The 18,200-nt window shown below is 63.7% G+C and carries 14 protein-coding genes; 11 read left to right on the forward strand and 3 right to left on the reverse strand.

The window, feature by feature from the left end; genetic code table 11:
• Positions 1-117 precede the first annotated feature (117 nt).
• From EN808_RS02025 to EN808_RS02050, 6 genes are all read left to right on the forward strand, one after another.
• On the forward strand, positions 118-1,359 hold the full coding sequence (locus EN808_RS02025) for an acyl-CoA dehydrogenase family protein (RefSeq protein ID WP_127279541.1): 1,242 nt from the start codon (positions 118-120) through the stop codon (positions 1,357-1,359).
• A 57-nt stretch (positions 1,360-1,416) separates the two neighbouring features.
• Positions 1,417-2,454, forward strand: coding sequence for a zinc-binding dehydrogenase (locus EN808_RS02030; protein ID WP_127279542.1), 1,038 nt, complete (start codon positions 1,417-1,419; stop codon positions 2,452-2,454).
• 187 nt (positions 2,455-2,641) lie between these two features.
• Positions 2,642-3,808 carry a glycosyltransferase 87 family protein gene (locus EN808_RS02035; protein ID WP_127279543.1) on the forward strand — a complete coding sequence of 389 codons (1,167 nt, stop codon included), beginning with the start codon at positions 2,642-2,644 and terminating at the stop codon, positions 3,806-3,808.
• Positions 3,801-4,784 (forward strand): glycosyltransferase family 2 protein, encoded by a 984-nt coding sequence (locus EN808_RS02040; RefSeq protein WP_127279544.1) that lies wholly within the window; start codon positions 3,801-3,803, stop codon positions 4,782-4,784. The genes EN808_RS02035 and EN808_RS02040 overlap by 8 nt, the downstream gene beginning before the upstream one ends.
• Entirely contained in the window at positions 4,781-5,599 is an 819-nt protein-coding gene (locus EN808_RS02045; RefSeq protein ID WP_135915019.1) for a ChbG/HpnK family deacetylase, read from the forward strand. Before EN808_RS02040 ends, EN808_RS02045 begins: the two co-directional genes overlap by 4 nt.
• Positions 5,596-6,006: a GtrA family protein gene (locus tag EN808_RS02050; protein ID WP_127869933.1), complete on the forward strand. Its 411-nt coding sequence runs from the start codon at positions 5,596-5,598 to the stop codon at positions 6,004-6,006. Before EN808_RS02045 ends, EN808_RS02050 begins: the two co-directional genes overlap by 4 nt.
• 6 nt (positions 6,007-6,012) lie before the next feature.
• Here EN808_RS02050 and EN808_RS02055 read toward each other — a convergent pair whose 3' ends face one another.
• The 3 genes from EN808_RS02055 to EN808_RS02065 form a co-directional block, all read right to left on the reverse strand.
• Positions 6,013-9,135: an efflux RND transporter permease subunit gene (locus EN808_RS02055; protein WP_135915020.1), complete on the reverse strand. Its 3,123-nt coding sequence runs from the start codon at positions 9,133-9,135 to the stop codon at positions 6,013-6,015.
• Positions 9,132-10,292 carry an efflux RND transporter periplasmic adaptor subunit gene (locus tag EN808_RS02060; RefSeq protein ID WP_127869931.1) on the reverse strand — a complete coding sequence of 387 codons (1,161 nt, stop codon included), beginning with the start codon at positions 10,290-10,292 and terminating at the stop codon, positions 9,132-9,134. Before EN808_RS02060 ends, EN808_RS02055 begins: the two co-directional genes overlap by 4 nt.
• Before the next feature lie 202 nt (positions 10,293-10,494).
• Complete coding sequence (locus tag EN808_RS02065; RefSeq protein ID WP_135915021.1) at positions 10,495-11,319, reverse strand: MurR/RpiR family transcriptional regulator; 825 nt, start codon at positions 11,317-11,319, stop codon at positions 10,495-10,497.
• Positions 11,320-11,465: 146 nt separating this feature from the next.
• Between EN808_RS02065 and EN808_RS02070 the strand changes: the two genes are divergently transcribed.
• The 5 genes from EN808_RS02070 (at position 11,466) to EN808_RS02090 (ending at position 18,063) form a co-directional block, all read left to right on the forward strand.
• Positions 11,466-12,284, forward strand: a complete 819-nt coding sequence (locus EN808_RS02070; RefSeq protein ID WP_127869929.1) for an N-formylglutamate amidohydrolase — start codon at positions 11,466-11,468, stop codon at positions 12,282-12,284.
• 22 nt (positions 12,285-12,306) lie between these two features.
• On the forward strand, positions 12,307-13,848 hold the full coding sequence (locus EN808_RS02075; RefSeq protein ID WP_127279066.1) for an amino acid permease: 1,542 nt from the start codon (positions 12,307-12,309) through the stop codon (positions 13,846-13,848).
• Positions 13,849-13,942: 94 nt separating this feature from the next.
• A complete protein-coding gene (locus tag EN808_RS02080; RefSeq protein WP_127279065.1) occupies positions 13,943-15,313 on the forward strand; it encodes a glutamine synthetase family protein in 1,371 nt (456 codons plus the stop codon).
• A gap of 172 nt (positions 15,314-15,485) precedes the next feature.
• Positions 15,486-16,874, forward strand: coding sequence for an aldehyde dehydrogenase family protein (locus tag EN808_RS02085; RefSeq protein WP_135915022.1), 1,389 nt, complete (start codon positions 15,486-15,488; stop codon positions 16,872-16,874).
• A 16-nt stretch (positions 16,875-16,890) separates the two neighbouring features.
• Positions 16,891-18,063, forward strand: coding sequence for an iron-containing alcohol dehydrogenase (locus tag EN808_RS02090; protein ID WP_127279063.1), 1,173 nt, complete (start codon positions 16,891-16,893; stop codon positions 18,061-18,063).
• The last annotated feature ends 137 nt before the right edge of the window (positions 18,064-18,200 follow it).

Genomic DNA, 18,200 nt, shown 5'->3' on the forward strand with positions numbered 1-18,200 from the left:
TTCTCCGCGCCGTTGCCCCGCCCGCGGGCAAAACAGTTCGCGTTGACAAGGCTATCCGAAGTACGGTCATCCTTGCCACGGATAAAATGCCTGGCGTGCATGAAGGGTTAGCGACCGATGACGCAGATGAATCTCGGCATGACCGAGCGGCTGAAGCCGATCCACGCACGCGTCGCGGCCATGGTGCGCGACGAGATCATGCCGCTTGACAAGGAATTCCTCGGCGAAGTCGGCAAGGCCGGCGACCGCTGGGTCTACAGCAAGCGCCAGAGCGAGATTCTCGAAGGGCTGAAGAAGACCGCGCGGGAACGCGGCCTGTGGAACTTCTGGCTGACCGGTTCGGAACGCGGCTACGGCCTGTCCACCGTCGAATACGCCTATCTGGCCGAGGAGATGGGCAAGGCACATCTCGGCGCCGAAACCTTCAACTGCTCCGCGCCCGACACCGGCAATATGGAGGTTCTGGAACGCTACGGTTCGGCCGAGCACAAGCGGGAATGGCTCGAGCCGCTGCTGGACGGAAAAATCCGCTCGGCCTATCTGATGACGGAGCCGGATGTCGCCTCCTCCGACGCCACCAACATTTCCATGCGCTGCGAGCGGCAGGGCGGTGACTATGTGCTCAACGGCGAGAAATGGTGGGCGTCGGGCGCCGGCGATCCGCGCTGCGCCATCTATATCGTCATGGTGCGGACCGGCGGCGATGAAGAGCCGCAGCATCGCCGCCATTCGATGATCCTGGTACCCTCGGCCACGAAAGGCGTGACCAAGGTCCGCGCCATGCAGGTCTATGGCGACGATGACGCGCCGCACGGCCACATGCATCTTCGCTTCGACAATGTGCGGGTATCGGCGTCGAACCTGATCCTCGGCGAGGGCAGGGGTTTCGAGATCGCGCAAGGCCGGCTCGGGCCGGGCCGGATCCATCATTGCATGCGCGCCATCGGCCAGGCCGAGATGGCGCTGGAAATGCTGTGCCAGCGTTCCGTGCGCCGCGAGGCCTTCGGCCAGAAGCTGGCGAAACTCGGCGCCAATTTCGACATCATCGCCGAATGCCGGATGGAGATCGAAATGGCCCGGCTGCTCTGCCTCAAGGCGGCGTGGATGATCGACCAGGGCGACGCGCGGGCCGCGGCCCCCTGGATCAGCCAGATCAAGGTCATCGCGCCACGCGTGGCGCTCAAGGTCACCGACGAGGCGGTGCAGATGTTCGGCGCAAAAGGCATCAGCCAGGACACGCCGCTCGCGCGCTCGTGGACGCATCTGAGGACGCTGCGCCTCGCCGACGGGCCTGACGCAGTCCATCGCCGCCAGGTGGCGCGGACGGAGCTGAAGAAATACACGCAGGAGAAGGTCTGAGCGGCAGTTAGGCTGGCCACATACGGTTCTTCCCGCGGCAACCAAGGAGTGTCACTGATGACAATCCCCTCCGAAATGAAGGCGCTGCTCCTGGTGGGCGACGGTTATACCAGGACACCGAGCGGCAGTGCGCTCGAGGCGATGGAGCCGTATCTCGAGCCGGGAAGCATCGCCGTGCCGGCGCCCGGACCGAGCCAGGCGCTGATCAAGGTCAGTCTGGCTTCGATCAATCCATCGGATGTCGCCTTCATCAAGGGCCAGTACGGGCAGCCGCGCGCCAAGGGCCAGCCGGCGGGCTTCGAAGGTGTCGGCACAGTCGTCGCGGGCGGGGAGGAGCCCTATCCCAGGAGCCTCATCGGCAAGCGGGTCGCCTTCGCCACCGGTCTCAGCAATTGGGGCTCGTGGGCTGAATATGCGGTCGCCGAGGCGGCGGCCTGCATTCCGCTCCTCGATACGGTGCGCGACGAGGATGGCGCCGCGATGATCGTCAATCCGCTGACCGCGATCGCCATGTTCGACATCGTCAAACAGGAAGGCGAGAAGGCCTTCATCATGACCGCAGGCGCCAGCCAGCTCTGCAAGCTGATCATCGGCCTGGCCAGGGAGGAGGGGTTCCGGCCTGTTGTCACCGTGCGCCGCGACGAGCAGATCGCGCTGCTGAAAGAGCTTGGCGCGGCGCGTGTCCTCAACGAAAAGGCGCCGGATTTCGAGACCACCCTGCGCGAGGTGATGAAGGCCGAACAGCCGCGCATCTTCCTCGATGCGGTCACCGGGCCGCTGGCTTCGGCGATCTTCAATGCGATGCCTAAACGGGCGCGCTGGATCATCTACGGCCGGCTCGATCCCGAGGCCACGGTCATCCGCGAGCCCGGCCAGTTGATCTTCCAGCACAAGCACATCGAGGGCTTCTGGCTGAGCGAATGGATGCGTCAGTTCCGCGATCGCCGTGGTCCGGCGATTCTCGAGGCGCAGAAGCGGTTTTCCGATGGACGCTGGTCGACCGACGTGACGGCGGTCATTCCGCTGGCCGAGACAATGGCGCGCTTGCCGGCGGAACTGGCCAAGCCCAACGGCAAGGTTTTCATCCGGCCTTGAAACGGTGACCTTGCTCTCGATGGTCGACACATTCACGTGTCCGGCTGCCATCGGACCGGCCGGATCGCCGCTTGCGCCATCGACCCCCCTATGCCGCGCCGCTTTGTCCGTGATATGCCGCCGCCATCGAATGCCGGGACGACGCCAGGCTAAGGCGTCTCCCCCCAATGGCGTGCGGGGTGTATTGATGACGATTTCCAAGCCGGTTTTCGACCGTTTGGGGCTGAGCCTGTGGGTCGGGGCATTCCTGGTCGTCCTCGGGATGGTGCTATGGTCGCCCTACACGCGCACGGTGATGCAGGCCTACGGATTTGGCAGCGAGGCGTTCCTCAGCGGCCAGCCACTGTACAATCTCCAGTCCGAGATGGGCTATCTCTACGCGCCGGCCTTTGCCGCGCTCTATGTTCCGGTGCTGAAGCTCGGTCCGCATCTGGGCGGACTGGTGTGGCACGTACTGGGGTTTGCGGTGCTCACCTTCGCCGCGATGCGCCAGGTGCGCAAGCTCGGTGGCGGGGAATTGACGTGGCTGCTTTCCTTCGGGCTCTTCCTTGCCTTGCCGATGGCGCTGGGTGCGATCCGCAACGGCCAGGCGACGATCCTCCTGACCGGCGCCTGCTGGCTCCTGACCCTGTCGGCGCTCGAAGGGCGGCGCGCCGAGACCTTCTTCTGGGCATCGGTCGCCATCATTGCCAAACCGACCGCGATCATCATGCTTTTGTTGGTGGGAGCCCTGCGCCTGCGGCTGATACCCGTGCTCGTGCTGGCGGTGCTGTTCGTGCTCGCCATTCCATATGCTTTCGCACCTGCCGGCTACCTCAACGAGCAGTACGGTGATTTCGCCAGCATGCTGACCTCCATGGCGGTCGACAAGTCCGGCCATTTTGTGCCCACCGACTTCACGGCGCCTTTCACGTCGGCAGGCCTACCCATGCCTGAATTCGCCGCCACGATCGTGCGTGTCGTCGTGGCATTGCTTACGCTATCGACCGTTCTCTGGTTCGACCGCAAGCTCCAGCCTGGAATGGCGGGACTGGCCATCTTCCTGACGGCCGCCTTCTACATGTGCGTCTTCAATCCGCGCGTCGAGCCAAATACCTACGCCATGATCGCGGTGCCTGCCGGCCTCGCTATCGCCACACTGTGGCGGGACGAGCGTGGCGGCGTCCTGGCTTCGGTGCTGTCGATGGTATTGTTCGTCACAGGTTTGACGGGCGTCGAGCGCCACATGCATGATTTCTTCTTCCCCTGGTTCCGGCCGCTCGCGGTCACCTTCATCGTCTGTCCGCTGATCTGGTGGTTCTGGGCCAAGGCGAGCGAAAAGATGGCGAATGTCGGACCCGTCGCACATGGCTGAGTTGCGTCAGAAACTCGATATCGTGGCGCCCTTCTTCAACGAGGCGCAATCGGCGTCGGCCTTTGCCGCGCTGCTCGACAGGCTCGAGGAAGCGGTATCAAGCCGTTTCGGCATGGCCGTCCACAAGATTCTGGTCGACGACGGCAGTCGCGACGATGGCGCCGAACGGTTTTCGCTGGCGCTGTCGGGCTCCTGGGAGATCGTTCGCCTCAGCCGCAATTTCGGCAAGGAGGTCGCGGTGCTCGCCGGCCTCGACCAGTCGCGCGGCGACATGGTGCTGATCATGGATTCGGACCTGCAGCATTCCATGGACATCAGCCTGCAGATGATTGCCGAGTTGGTGAAGCATCCCGATATCGACGTCGTCTACGCCCAGAACGACCGGCGCGAGGCCAGCTGGCGGCGCAGCCAGCTGGCGAAGCTGTTCTATAGCCTGATCAACAGCAGCCAGCGTTTCGATATCCCCGAGAACGCGGGAGATTTTCGCGTCATGCGCGGTACCGTCGCGCGCGCGCTGACCAGCCTGCGCGACAAGCGGCGCTTCAACAAGGGCCTGTTCGCCTGGGCAGGCTTCCGCCAGAAAGCCATACCCTATTCGCCGGAAAACCGGGCTGTCGGCACGTCGAAATGGAGCCGGCTCAACCTGATCGCCTTTTCGCTGGAAGGCTTTACGTCGTTTTCCGTCATCCCGCTGCGCATCATCAGCCTGAGCGGCATGCTGGCGGCGCTGGCGGGCATCGTTTACGGCGCCAAGGTGTTCTTCGAAGTGATGTTCTACGGCATCGCCGTGCCTGGCTATCCCAGCCTGATGGTCGCCGTCGTCCTGCTGGGTGGCCTCAACCTGACCTTGCTTGGTTTGATCGGCGAATATGTCTGGGTCACGCTGTCGGAGAGCAAGGACCGGCCGGTCTACATCGTGCGCGATGTCGTGCGCAGCGACGTCTCGGACAGGCCGCCAGGCGCGTCCGGCATATGACGCGGCGCATTCGCCTGATCGCCGACGACTACGGCCTGGCGCCAGGGGTTTGCGCCGGAATTCTAGACCTGCTCGACCGGCGACGGCTGACCGGCACCAGCTGCATGACCAGTTTTCCGGAATGGGCCGGGGCGGCGGCGCGTATCAGGCCGTTGTGCGGCCATGCGGCGATCGGGCTGCACCTGACACTTACGGATCAGCCGGCCGTCACAGGCAAGTCGAGCCTGGCGCCCGAGGGCCGGCTGCCGCCGCTTCGTTCGCTCGCCCTGCCGGTCTTGCGCGGCCGGATCGACAAGCGCGATGTCCATGCCGAACTCGACGCGCAGTACAGTCGGTTCGTCGAGGCGCTCGGCCGCAAGCCCGACTTCATCGATGGTCATCAGCACGTGCATTTCCTGCCCGTCGTGCGCGGATGGCTGCGGGCGTATTTTCCCGACGCCGCCGGCAGGCCGGTGCTGCGCGGCGCTCCGGCGCTTGGCGATGCCGCCGTCGCACCGAAGATCGCGGCAATCGCTGCCGTGGCCGCCGGCTTCAATCAATCGATGCAGCGCGCCGGCTTTGCCGTTTGGAAGCCGCTCGCCGGCATCTACGACTGGCGGCAACCCGAAAGATTTGCGCCATTGCTGAAGGCCGCGGTCGAAGCGTTGCCGGACCATGGGCTGTTCATGTGCCACCCCGGCCATGTCGACGAAACACTGCGCGCGCGCGACCCGATGCAAGGCGTGCGCGAAGTGGAATTCGGGGTGCTGGCCTCGGATGCGTTCGGCGCGAGCCTGGCCCGCGCCAGTGTCGAGATCATGGACGGCAAGGGATGAGCGGAGCCGATCGACCCCAGCGTTCAACCGGCAGCAAGATCGCCCGTTTTGCGCTTGTCGGACTGGTGAACACGGCCATCGACCTTGCCGGCTTTTCCCTGCTGCTCAAGCTGCACGTCCCACCGCTTGCCGCCAACGTCCTCTCGTGGTCGATCGCCGTCATCTTCTCTTTCGTGGCCAATGGCTTCTGGTCGTTCGAGCGCAATCACGCCATCCGGCTGCATGACGCCTTCCTGCGGTTTGTCACGGCCGGGGCGCTGATTTCGCTCGGCGTCTCCAGCCTGTCGATCGCACTCTTCGCCGGCATCACCGGCGTGTGGCCGGCAAAGATCGGCGGGGTCATCGTGGCGGCTGTGCTGAACTTCCTTGCCGCGCGCTGGTCGATCGAAGGCCGGCTGCTGAAATAGCTATCTCTATTCCGCCGGTTCCACATTGGTGTAGGCGGCTTCCTCGAGTTCGCGCTTCAGCCGCGCTTCCTCATGGGTCTTCGGCGTGACGAAGCGGCCAAGCAGGAGATAGGCGACCGGTGTCAGGAACAGCGTCGAGATGGTGGCCAGGCCAAGCCCGCCGACGATCACCCAGCCGCGCGCCTCCGCGCCCGCGCCGGCGGCCAGCACAAGCGGCACACCGCCCAGTATGGTGCAGATCATCGTCATCATCACCGGCCGCAGGCGGATGGTGGAGGCCTGCTCGATCGCTTCGCGTACGCCCAGTCCCCGATCACGCAGCTGATTGGCGAATTCGACGATCAGGATGCCGTTCTTGGCCATGACGCCGACCAGAAGCACCAGGCCGATCTGGCTGTAGGCATTGAGGCTGGTGCCCGACAGCAGCAGCGCGAAAATTGCGCAGGCAAGGCCGAGCGGCACTGTCGCCATGATGATGACGGCACTGACGAAACTCTCGAACTGGGCGGCCAGCACCAAAAGGATGATGATCAGGGCGAAGCCGAAGATGGTGACCATGGCGCTGTTGGTTTCGCCCAATGTGGCGGCTTCGGCCAGCGGCAGGATGCGGCTGCCGGGCGGCAGGAGCGGCGTGGCGATCTCCTCGGCACGCGTCAGCGCATCGCCAAGCGCGAAATTGCCTGAGAGGTTGGAGGTGATTGCCACCGAAGGCTGCTGCTGTTCGCGCGACAGCGACGGCGGCACGGCGCGTTCGGTCAGCGTGGCGATGGTCGACATCGGCACGAAGCGGCCATCCGCCGTCTTGAGGAAGACATTTTCCAGATCGGTCGGGTCGTTGATCGGATTGGTGGTCGAGACCAGCTTCACGCCGTAGCTGCGGTCGGCGATGTAGACATCGACGACGTCGTTGCCGTCGAGCATGGCTTGCATGGTGTTGGCGAGCCCGGATATGTCGATGCCGAGGTCGGAAGCGCGCTCACGGTCGATGGCCACGGCCAGCTGCGGCTGCGTCGGGTCGATCGACAGGCGTGGCGTCTGGAAGCGCTGATCCTTCTGCATCTCGGCGATGATCTTGACCGCCGCATCGCCGAGCGCCTTGCGATCGTTGCCGACCAGAGCGAACTGCAGGCCGTTGCCGGCGCCGCGGATGCCGAGACTGTTGGGCTGGACCGGGAAGATGCGCACGCTGGGCACCTGTTTGGTCAGCTGGCTGATCTCGGCCATGATCTCCTGCTGGCTGCGGCTTCGCTCGTCCCACGGCGCCAGCGTCATCACCATGAAGCCCGAGTTGTAGGAACCGTTCTGGCCGGCGTTCTCGAAGGTCGAGCGAATCTCGCCGGAATCGCGCATCGGCTGGATCAGCCGCTCGATCTTCCGCATCTGCTGCGTGGTGTAGTCGAGGCTGACGCCTTGCGGGGCGTTGATGCGCAACAGCACGGCGGCGCGATCCTCGGTGGGCGTCAGTTCCTGGCGGATCGTGCCAAACAGCGTGAAGGCGATGCCGGCAAACAGCACCGCGACCAGAACCACGATCCACGGCGCGTCGAGACATGCATGGAGCGCACGCTTGTAGCCGGCATTGAGGACGCCGCCGATGCGCGCGCCGATGCCGTGGCCACCTTCGTGGTGAAGCGACGCGCTGGTCAGCATGCGCGAGGCAAGCATCGGGCAAAGCGTCAGCGCCACCACGCAGGACAGAAGCACCGACATCGCAAGCACGAAGCCGAATTCGCGGAACAGGCCGCCGGTCTGTCCAGGCAGGAACGAGATCGGTACGAAGACCGCGACCAGCGTCAGCGTGGTGGCAACGACGGCGAAGAACACTTCCTGCGCGCCGAGCACGGCGGCCGCGCGCGGCCCCATGCCCTCATTGCGCCGTCGCACGATGTTTTCCAGCACCACGATGGCGTCATCGACGACAAGGCCGGTGGCCAGCACCAAAGCGAGCAGCGTCAGGATGTTGATCGAGAAGCCGGCCAGATAGATGGCGGCTACGGTGCCGATCATGGCGACCGGCATCGACAGGCCCGGGATCAGCGTGGCGCGCCAGTCGAGCAGGAAGACGTAGATGACGATCAGCACCATGGTGACCGACAGGCCGAGCGCGATCTCGACCTCGTGCACGGCACCCTTGACGAAGACGGCGTCGTCGCTGGTGATCTTGATCGACATGCCGTTGGGCAGGTTCGCCTGCAGCTTGGCGACGGCGGCCTGGACGCCGGTCGAAATGTCCAGCGTGTTCGATTCCGCCTGCCGGATGATGCCGATGCCGATGCCGGTCTTGCCGTCCGAACGCAGCGTGGTCTGGCCGACATCGGGGCCGAGCGTGACGGTCGCGACATCGCGGATGCGCGTCGTGCCGCCGATGATGATGTTTTCGAATTCCGCAGGCGTCGTCACGTCGGCCGTGGTGCGGACGATCAGGTCCTGGTTGGTCGTGGTGATCGACCCCGCCGGGGAATCGAAGGCGACGGAGGCGAGCGCCGCCCTGAGGTCGGCGACCGTGAAGCCAAGGCTGGCGAGCTTGTTCTGGTCGACGTCGATGCGGAAGATCTTGTCGCGGTCGCCATAGACCTGGACGTCGGCGACGCCCGGGACGGCGGCCAATTCGTCCTCGATCTGGTCCTGTACCACCACCGTCATGTCCTGGATCGACAGGGTGTCCGAAGTCACCGCCAGCCGCATCACCGCGTCGGAATTGGCGTCGGCCTTGACGATGCGCGGTGGATCGGCCGTGTCCGGCATCTGGTTTGCAACGCGGCCGACGGCATCGCGCACATCCGAGGCTGCGACGTTGAGGTCGACACCGTCGTTGAACTCGATGGTGACGCGGCTCGATCCGAAGGAAGAGGAAGACGAGATCGACTTGACGCCGGAGACGCGTGCGACGGCGCCCTCGATCGTGTCGGTCAATTCGCGGTCGACGGTTTCGGCCGCCGCCCCCTCGAAGGTGGTGGAGACCGTGACCACGGCACGATCGACGTCGGGCAGTTCGCGGATCTCGACGCCGTAGAAGGCCGCAAGGCCGGCAACCGCAATGAGGACGTTGAGCACGAAGGCCATGACCGGCCTGCGGATGAACAGGGCGGTGAAGCCGGTATCGCTGCCGGCGTTGACGGGTCCGGTCATGAGCCTTCCGCGGCGGTGGCGGCGCGCTGCTCCTGGCCGGCGATGCGAACCTCGCCGCCTTCGCTGACATTTTGGGTGCCCTCAGTGACAACCATGTCGCCGCGGCTGATCTCCGCGTCGATCAGCACGGTTTCGGTGTTGCGCTGGATGATGCGAACCGGCAACCGCCTGGCCTTGCCGTCCTCGACCTGCCAGACATAAGCACCGTCCGATCCCCACAGGATCGCCAGCGGGCTGACGGCGGGATAGGTCTCGCCGGGGAATTTCATGGTGATGGAGAACGACATGCCGGCGCGCAGCGAGTCGGCTGGGTTGGCGATCTTGGCCTTGACCAGGAGGGTGCGGCTCTTTTCGTCGATATGATTGTCGATCGCCGACACCGTGCCGGTATAGGCGTTGCTCTGATTGGCGATCGGCGTCGCCGTCAATTGCGCGCCGACCTTGACGGCGGCGGCGAAGCGTTCGGGCACCTGGAAATCGACCAGGATGGAGGACCGGTCGTCCAGCGTGGCGATCGCCGACTGGTTGGTCACGTAGTTGCCGGCCGAGATCGGCAGGATGCCGACGGTGCCCGATATCGGCGCCAGGATCGAGCGACGCTGCAGCGCAAGCTCGGCATCCTGAAGCGCCAGCTTGGCGCCGGCCAGCACCACTTCGGCATCGGCGACCGCGACCGGCGTGGCGGCGTTGGAGGCGCGCAGCGACTTGACGCGGTCGAGCTTGGCTTGTGCGTCCTGCAGGGCGAGCTTGGCCCGGTTCTGGGCAATGATCTCCGTCTCGGAATCGAGCGTGGCGATGATCTGCCCCTTGTCGACATGGCTGCCGGATTCGACCAGCAGATCGGCAAGGCGGCCCGAACTATAGGGATTGACGGTCACCGAGGCATTGGCGCGGCCGGTGCCGATCGCCTGCAGGCGGTCGTTGATGGTGGCCGTGCCGGCAGGCAAGGCGACGACGTCGACCTGCCGGGGGCTATTGCGATTGCCAGCCTGTCTCGCGCCGGCCGCACTGTTTCCGGCCGGAGGCGTCGCCGCATAGGCCCAGTCTATCCCCCAACGCGCCAGCACTTCGGGAGCTCCGGGATAGAAGCGCGCCCAGGCAGCCGCAGCGACGACCACGATCACAAGCGCAACGACAATTTGCTTTGAGGTGCGCATCGACACTCCGGTTTCCAGGAATCGTCAGCCCCTTCCCGAAGGAGCGGCACAGCGACGGTACGGGCGGGCGGCGAAATCCGGCCACGCCGCACCTCGCATATCAGCGGTTTATGGCAATTATCACGCGATCGTGCACATTAAATCTCGGTAACGTGAAGTCGGGACACCCCGTCGGGACGGATGCGATTTGGCCGGGATCCGCCTAACGCAGGCCTTCCATCTCGCGGATGCGCCGGGCGCCGTCGGCCTCGAGTTGTCTTGTGACGGCGCCGATCAGCGTTTCGGCGACGACGAAAAGCGCCGCCGAGGAATCCCATGCGGAGGGCACGGCCGTTCGTCCGGCGATGACGTGTCGGGCAAAGCGGGCGATCGGCGACAGCCACTGGTCGGTGAACAGCACGATCTGAACGCCGCGCTGGTGTGCCTTCTCGGCGAAGCGGACGAGGCTGTCCTGGTAGCGCCTGATGTCGAAGATCACCAGCACATCGCGCTTGCCCATGTCGATCAGCCGGTCGCGCCACATGCTCTCCTGGCCGGCGAGGTGAAAAACATCGGGCTGGATGACGGCGAGGTGGGCGGCCATGTAGCGCGCCAGGGGATCGGTGAAGCGGCCGCCGATCAGAAATGTCTTGCCGCGCCGCTCGGCAAGCCTGGTGGCAATGTCGGCAAGCTGCTTGTCGGACAGATGCCTGAAGGTCTCGCGCATGTTGTCGAGCGTCGCTTCCAGCATTGGCGATCCGGTGCCGCCGGGCGAGGGCGGATTGAGTGTGCGGGTTGCCGGCGACTGCAATTGCGCCGCCAGTTCATCCTGCAGGCTCGACTGGAATTCCGGATAATTCTGGAAGCCGAGCCGGGCGACGAAACGCAGGATCGTCGGCGAAGAGACGCCGGCCGCGTTCGAGAATTCGGCGACAGTCTTCAGCCCGATCATCGGGTAGCTGGCGATCAGCGTCTGGGCCGCTCGTCGTTCGCCGGCGGGCATGGTGCCGATGCGGTCGGCGATCAATTCGGCAATGTTGGAAATCATGGTTTTCCCCACCCTTGGCCCGGCCGATGGTCTTTTCCCCAGATCGCATTTGACAAAGCCGGACAAACTGTATGAAATCATCCGTAGGGACGCAATGAGGCAAAATACGTAACATACGATACAGCGCTCCCCGGGGACGGCAGAGTATGGAGAAAGCACGGCCCGCCAGCCTTGCATCGTCTGATACCGTGGGGGTGACCAATCCCGGCGGATCGAGCCCCTTCGTACTGACCTGCGACCACGCTTCCAATTTCCTGCCGGCCGAATTCGGCACGCTCGGCCTCGCGACCGAGGACCTGTCGCGCCACATCGCCTGGGATCCCGGCGCGCTGCCGGTTGCGCTGCGCATGGCGCAGGCGCTCGACGCGACGCTGGTCGAAACCCGCATTTCGCGGTTGATCATCGACTGCAACCGGCCGCTCGATGCGCCGGACCTGGTGCCGCCGGTCAGCGAAACCACAGCCATACCGGGGAATGCAGGCCTTTCGGACAAGCAGCGTGCGCAGCGCGTCGCCTTGTCATGGCAGCCATTCCACGACACGATTGCGGGAATTATCGAAGACAGGCTGGCGCGCGGCCAGGAGACCCGGCTAGTCTCCGTGCATTCCTTCACGCCGGTTTACAAGGGCCGCAACCGGCCGTGGCATATCGGCATCATCCATGACGAGGATCGCCGGTTGGCGGCGCCGCTGATCGGCGCACTGCAGCGGCTTGCCGGCGTCACCGTCGGCGTCAACGAACCCTATTCGCCTGCCGACCGCGTCTATTTCACGCTCGAACGGCATGCGCGCTCGCGCGGGTTGTCCTGCGCGATGATCGAAATCCGCAACGATGAAATCTCCGGCGAAACCGGGCAGCGGAAATGGGCGGATTTGCTTGCGGGCATTTTTTTGAATCTGGAGCCAGAGGAGGCCAAGGGCTCTCGACGAAGCGCAGTCGGAAAGTCAGTTCAATCGGCCAGCTAAGAACCAAGAGGGGAATTCTGACATGACAACACCTGATCACTCCGACAAGTCGGAGGACACAAAAATCCTTCACAGTATGGGTTACGCCCAGGAATTGGCTCGCCGCATGAGCGGCTTCTCCAACTTCGCCATTTCCTTCTCGATTATCTGCATCCTGGCGGGCGGCATTACGTCTTTCCCGCTGGCGATGGCCACCGGCAGTGGTTTCGAGGCGACCATCGGCTGGCTCATCGGGGGCGTCTTCGCCCTTGTCGTCGCTGCTTCGCTGGGCCAGATCGGCTCGGCCTATCCTACCGCCGGCGGCCTCTATCACTGGTCGTCGATCCTGGGCGGTCGCGGCTGGGGCTGGGCCACGGCCTGGATCAACCTGCTCGGCCTGATCTTCGTGGTCGCCTCGGTGAATGTCGGCGTCTACCTGCTGTTTCAAGGGCTCGTCGCAGGTCCGATCTTCGGCTGGGACACATCGACCTGGGGCTTCTGGCAGCAGACGGTGGCTGTCGTGATCATTACCGTCACCCAAGGTCTGTTCAATCATCTCGGCATCAAGACGACAACGAGATTGACCGATTTTTCCGGCTACCTCATCCTCGTCGTTGCGGTTGTGCTGACGCTGACCTTCCTGATCTGGGGCGCGCATGGTTTCGACCTTTCGCGACTGACGACCTTCGTCAACACGACCGGCGATCTCGGGGGCGGCTATGTTCCGACGGCCCGCACGGCGCTGGTGGCCTTCCTGATCGGCCTTCTCTACCCGCTTTACACGATCACCGGCTTCGACGCCTCGGCGCACACTGCCGAGGAGACACACAATGCCCGCGTTGCGGTGCCCAGGGGCATGATCCACGCGGTCCTCTGGTCTCTCGTCTTCGGTTTCGTCATGGCGGTCTCCTTCGTCCTTGCGAGCCCCGATCTCGTGGCGACCGCCAAGGACGGCGGCAATGCCTGGTTCAACCTGTTCAACAATCTGCCGGCGCCAACCTGGCTCAAGGCTCTGCTCGGCATCGCCATCGTGCTGTCGAACTATCTGTGCGCGCTGGCCGGCCTCACTTCGACATCGCGTATGATCTTCGCCTTTTCGCGTGACGGGGGTCTGCCGGGGTCGTCTTTGTGGAAGCAGGTTTCGCCGACCTGGCGCACGCCAGTTCCGGCTATCTGGCTCGGCGTCGTGCTGTCGATCGCCGCCACGCTCTATTCGCCGGCTTTCGCGGCGCTTGCAGCCGGCTGCGCTCTCTTCCTCTACGTCTCCTATGCCATGCCGATCGCAGCCGGACTTCTTGCGGAAGGAAAGAGCTGGACCGAATTCGGACCATTCCGGCTCGGCATCTGGTCAAAGCCGTTCGCCATCATCACCGTGCTTGGTGTCCTGGTGTTGATGTATGCCGGCATCCAGCCGCCCTTCGACATCCTGATCAATTATGCGATTGGGTTGATCATTCTGCTCGTCGTCTTGTGGTTCGCCGTTGAAAATCGCCGCTTCCAGGGGCCGCCCATTGGCGAGGCGGCACTCGCCAAGCGCAGGGCGACCATCGCAGCCGCTGAAAAGGCCGTCGGCGAATCCGCCTAAACAGCCAATCAAACCGTGGCGGGTTCGCTCGCCACGGTTTTTTCCCGTTCAATATGACAAGCCCGAAACGACCAAGCGCTGGAGTGCCAAAGGAATGGCCGGAAATTTCTCGTTCGATCAGTTGAAGAAAGCGGTCTCCAATGGCGAGATCGACACGGTGCTGGCATGCATCGTCGACATGCAGGGCCGACTGGCGGGAAAACGATTCCTGGCGCAGTACTTCGTCGATTCCGCACATGACGAAACGCATGGCTGCAACTATCTGCTGGCGGCCGATATCGATATGGAGCCGGTGCCGGGCTACAAGGCGGCAAGCTGGTCGAAGGGCTATGGCGATTTCGTCATGAAGCCGGACCTTGCGACGCTGCGGCGTATTCCCTGGCTGGAAAAGACGGCGCTGGTGATCTGCGACGTGCTCGACCACCATACCCATGACGACCTTCCGCACTCGCCGCGCGCCATATTGAAGAAGCAGGTGAAGCGGCTGACGGAGCGTGGCTATATCGGCTATTTCGCTTCCGAGCTCGAATTCTACCTGTTCAACGAGACCTACGATTCCGCCCGCAAGAAGCACTGGCAAGGTCTCGACACCGCGTCGCCCTATATCGGCGACTACCAGATCGGCATCACCACCAAGGAAGAAGGCGTCATGCGCCGGCTTCGCAACGAGATGGAAGCCGCCGGCATTCCGATCGAGAATTCCAAGGGCGAGTGGGGTCCGGGCCAGGAAGAGATCAACGTGCGTTATGCCGAAGCGCTCGACATGGCCGACCGCCACGTCATCCTGAAGAACGGCGCCAAGGAGATCGCCGAGTCCGAAGGCAAGGCGATCTCCTTCATGTCGAAGTACAATTACGGCCTCGCCGGCAATTCCAGCCACATCCACAATTCGCTGTGGAGCGCCGACGGCAAGACGCCGCTGTTCTTCGACAGACAAGCCGACTGGACCTTGTCGACACTCGGCCAGCAATGGGCGGCCGGACAGTTGAAGTATGCGAAGGAATTCACCTGGTTCCTGGCGCCCTACATCAATTCCTACAAGCGCTTCCAGGCCGGCACCTTCGCACCGACCAAGATCATGTGGAGCGAGGACAACCGCACCGCCGGCTTCCGCCTGTGCGGCGAGGGCACCAAGGGCATCCGCATGGAATGCCGCATCGGCGGCGCCGACCTCAATCCTTATCTGGCTTTCGCCGCACTGATCGCCGCCGGCCTTGCCGGCATCGACGAGAAGCTTGAGCTGCAGAAGCCGTTCGTCGGCGATGCCTACCAGGCCTCGCGCCTGCCGGAGATCCCGAAGACGCTGCGCGACGCCACCGACACGCTGGCCAAGTCGAAAATGCTGAAACAGGCGCTCGGCGAGGATGTGCTGGAGCACTACGTCCACACGGCCAAGTGGGAGCAGTTCGAATACGACCGCCGCATTACGGATTGGGAGCTGCACAGAGGGTTCGAGCGGTACTAGATTGCCACGACGTTAGAGCCGTCCCTCACCCTTACCCTCTCCCCGTGAAGAACGGTGAGAGAGGGATGCCAGCGCTGGAGCGTTTCCCTTCTCCCCGTCGCTACACGGGGAGAAGGGGCAGCGCCAAGCCATGTGATTTTTCGATTGTTACAGAAGTGCGAGGACTTAAACGATGACCGAAACGGTCAAACTGAAATCTCCCATCGACGGCTCGATCTATGCCGAGCGTCCGGTCGCGACGGACCAGGCGATCAATGCCGCGGTCGAGCGTGCCAAGGCGGCGCAGGAGAAGTGGGCGCAGACGCCGATCGTCGAGCGCGGCAAGTACATGCTGGCGATGCTCGAAGCGCTGGTTGCGAAATCAGACGAGATCGTGCCGGAGATCGCCTGGCAGATGGGGCGTCCGGTTCGGTATGGCGGCGAGTTCGGCGGCGTCAAGGAGCGCACCACCTATATGGTCGAGATCGCCGAGGCGGCGCTGAAATCCGTGCCGGCTTCCAATCCCAAGGACGGCTTCCGCCGCTATGTGAAGAAGGATCCGCTCGGCGTGGTCATGGTGATCGCGCCATGGAACTATCCCTATCTCACAGCCGTCAACACCATCGTGCCGGCACTGATGGCCGGCAATGCCGTCATCCTGAAACATGCGGCGCAGACATTGCTGGTCGGCGAGCGCTTCCAACAGGCTTTCGACAAGGCCGGGCTGCCCAAGGGCGTGTTCCAGAACGTCGTTCTCAATCACGCCCAGACCGAAAAACTGCTGGGTTCGGGCAAGATCGACCATGTCAATTTCACCGGATCGGTCGCCGGCGGCCGCGCCATTGAAACGGCGGCGGCAGGCACCTTCATGACGCTTGGCCTCGAGCTCGGCGGCAAGGACCCGGCCTATGTGCTGGCCGATGCCAAGATGGACCACGCCGTGGCCAATCTGGTCGACGGCGCCTTCTACAACTCAGGCCAATGCTGCTGCGGCATCGAACGCGTATATGTGCACGAGAAGGTCTATGACGAATTCGTCGAAGGCTTTATCGCCGAGACGAAGAACTACGTCGTCGGCAATCCGCTCGACCAGACGACGACGATGGGGCCGATGGCGCAGGCGCGTTTTGCCGACCTGATCCGCGAGCAGAAGGCCGAGGCGCTGCGCAAGGGTGCGGTGGCGCACATCAACATGAAGGTGGCCAACGACCAGCCCGGCTCGCCCTATCTGGCGCCCGAGGTGCTGACCGGAGTCGACCACCAGATGAGCGTCATGCGCGAGGAAAGTTTTGGCCCGATCGTCGGCATCATGAAAGTGCGCAACGACGAGGAGGCGATCGCGCTGATGAACGACAGCGCCTATGGGCTGACCGCCTCGATCTGGACACGCGACACCGAGCACGCGGTGGCGATCGGCGACCGGGTCGAGACCGGCACGGTGTTCATGAACCGCTGCGACTATCTCGATCCGGCGCTGGTCTGGACCGGCGTCAAGGACACCGGCAAGGGCGCCGGGCTGTCGGCCATCGGCTACGACAATCTGACGAGGCCGAAATCATTTCATCTGCGTGAAGCCATCTAATTTTCGAAAGACAAAAATGTCCAAGCTCATCTCCAAATGGAACTACCCCACCACAGTCCGCTTCGGCGCTGGCCGCATCAAGGAACTGCCGGAGGTGCTGGCGGCCACCGGCATCAAGCGGCCGCTCTTCGTCACCGATCCGGGGCTGGCCAAGCTGCCGGTCGTCGCCACGACGCTCAGGATTCTCGACGACGCCAAGGTGCCCTATGGCGTGTTCTCCGAGGTGAAGCCGAACCCGGTGGACTCCAACCTCACCGCCGGCATTGCGGTGTTCAAGAAGGGCAAGCATGACGGCGTCATCGCTTTCGGCGGCGGCTCGGCGCTCGACCTCGGCAAGCTGATCGCCTTTCAGGCCGGTCAAGTCAGGCCGGTTTGGGACTTCGAGGATGTCGGCGACTGGTGGACGCGCGCCAATTCCGACGCCATCGCTCCGATCATCGCGGTGCCGACCACGGCTGGCACCGGCTCGGAGGTCGGACGCGCTGGTGTCATCACCAACGAGGAGACGCATACCAAGAAGGTCATCTTCCATCCGAAGTTATTGCCGGCGATCGTGATCGCCGATCCGGAGCTGTCGGTCGGCATGCCTTCTTTCATCACCGCCGGCACCGGCATGGATGCACTCGCCCATTGCCTCGAGGCCTATTGCGCGCCGGGCTATCATCCGATGGCTGACGGCATCGCGGTCGAAGGTGTGCGCCTAGTCTTCGAAAACCTGCCGAAGGCCTATGCCAATGGCAAGGACCTTGTCGCCCGCGCCCATATGATGAGCGCGGCGGCCATGGGCGCCGCGGCCTTCCAGAAGGGGCTGGGCGCCATCCACTCACTGTCTCATCCGATCGGCGCGCTCTACGACACCCATCACGGCATGACCAACGCCGTGTTCATGCCCTATGTGCTGGCCTTCAACCGCGACTCCATCGAGGAGCGTATTGCCCGGCTCGCCGCCTATTGCGGCATCAAGGGCGGTTTCGACGGCTTCGCCAAGGCTGTCATCAAGCTGCGCAAGGAATTGAAGGTGCCGCACGCACTGCCGGGCCTGATCAAGGGGCTCGACATGGACAAGAAGCGCAAGGGACTGATCGCCGACATGGCGGTGGTCGATCCGACGGCCGGCGGCAACCCGGTCAAGCTGACCAAGAAGGCCGCGCTGACACTGCTCGAAAACGCCATCGCCGGGACGGTCTGAGGCCGGTTCCGGGGGGCGGAAGTTGATCGGGAAACGAGGGGAAAGGAAAGGGGAAGGGGCGAAAGACGGGCGGATTAATGATTAGCCGGAAAATTAAGTGATGGCTAATTGCTACAGCCTGTTAAAAAGAGTTAACT

Origin of the sequence: Mesorhizobium sp. M8A.F.Ca.ET.165.01.1.1 (assembly GCF_004792065.1) — a bacterium.
GTDB lineage: Bacteria > Pseudomonadota > Alphaproteobacteria > Rhizobiales > Rhizobiaceae > Mesorhizobium.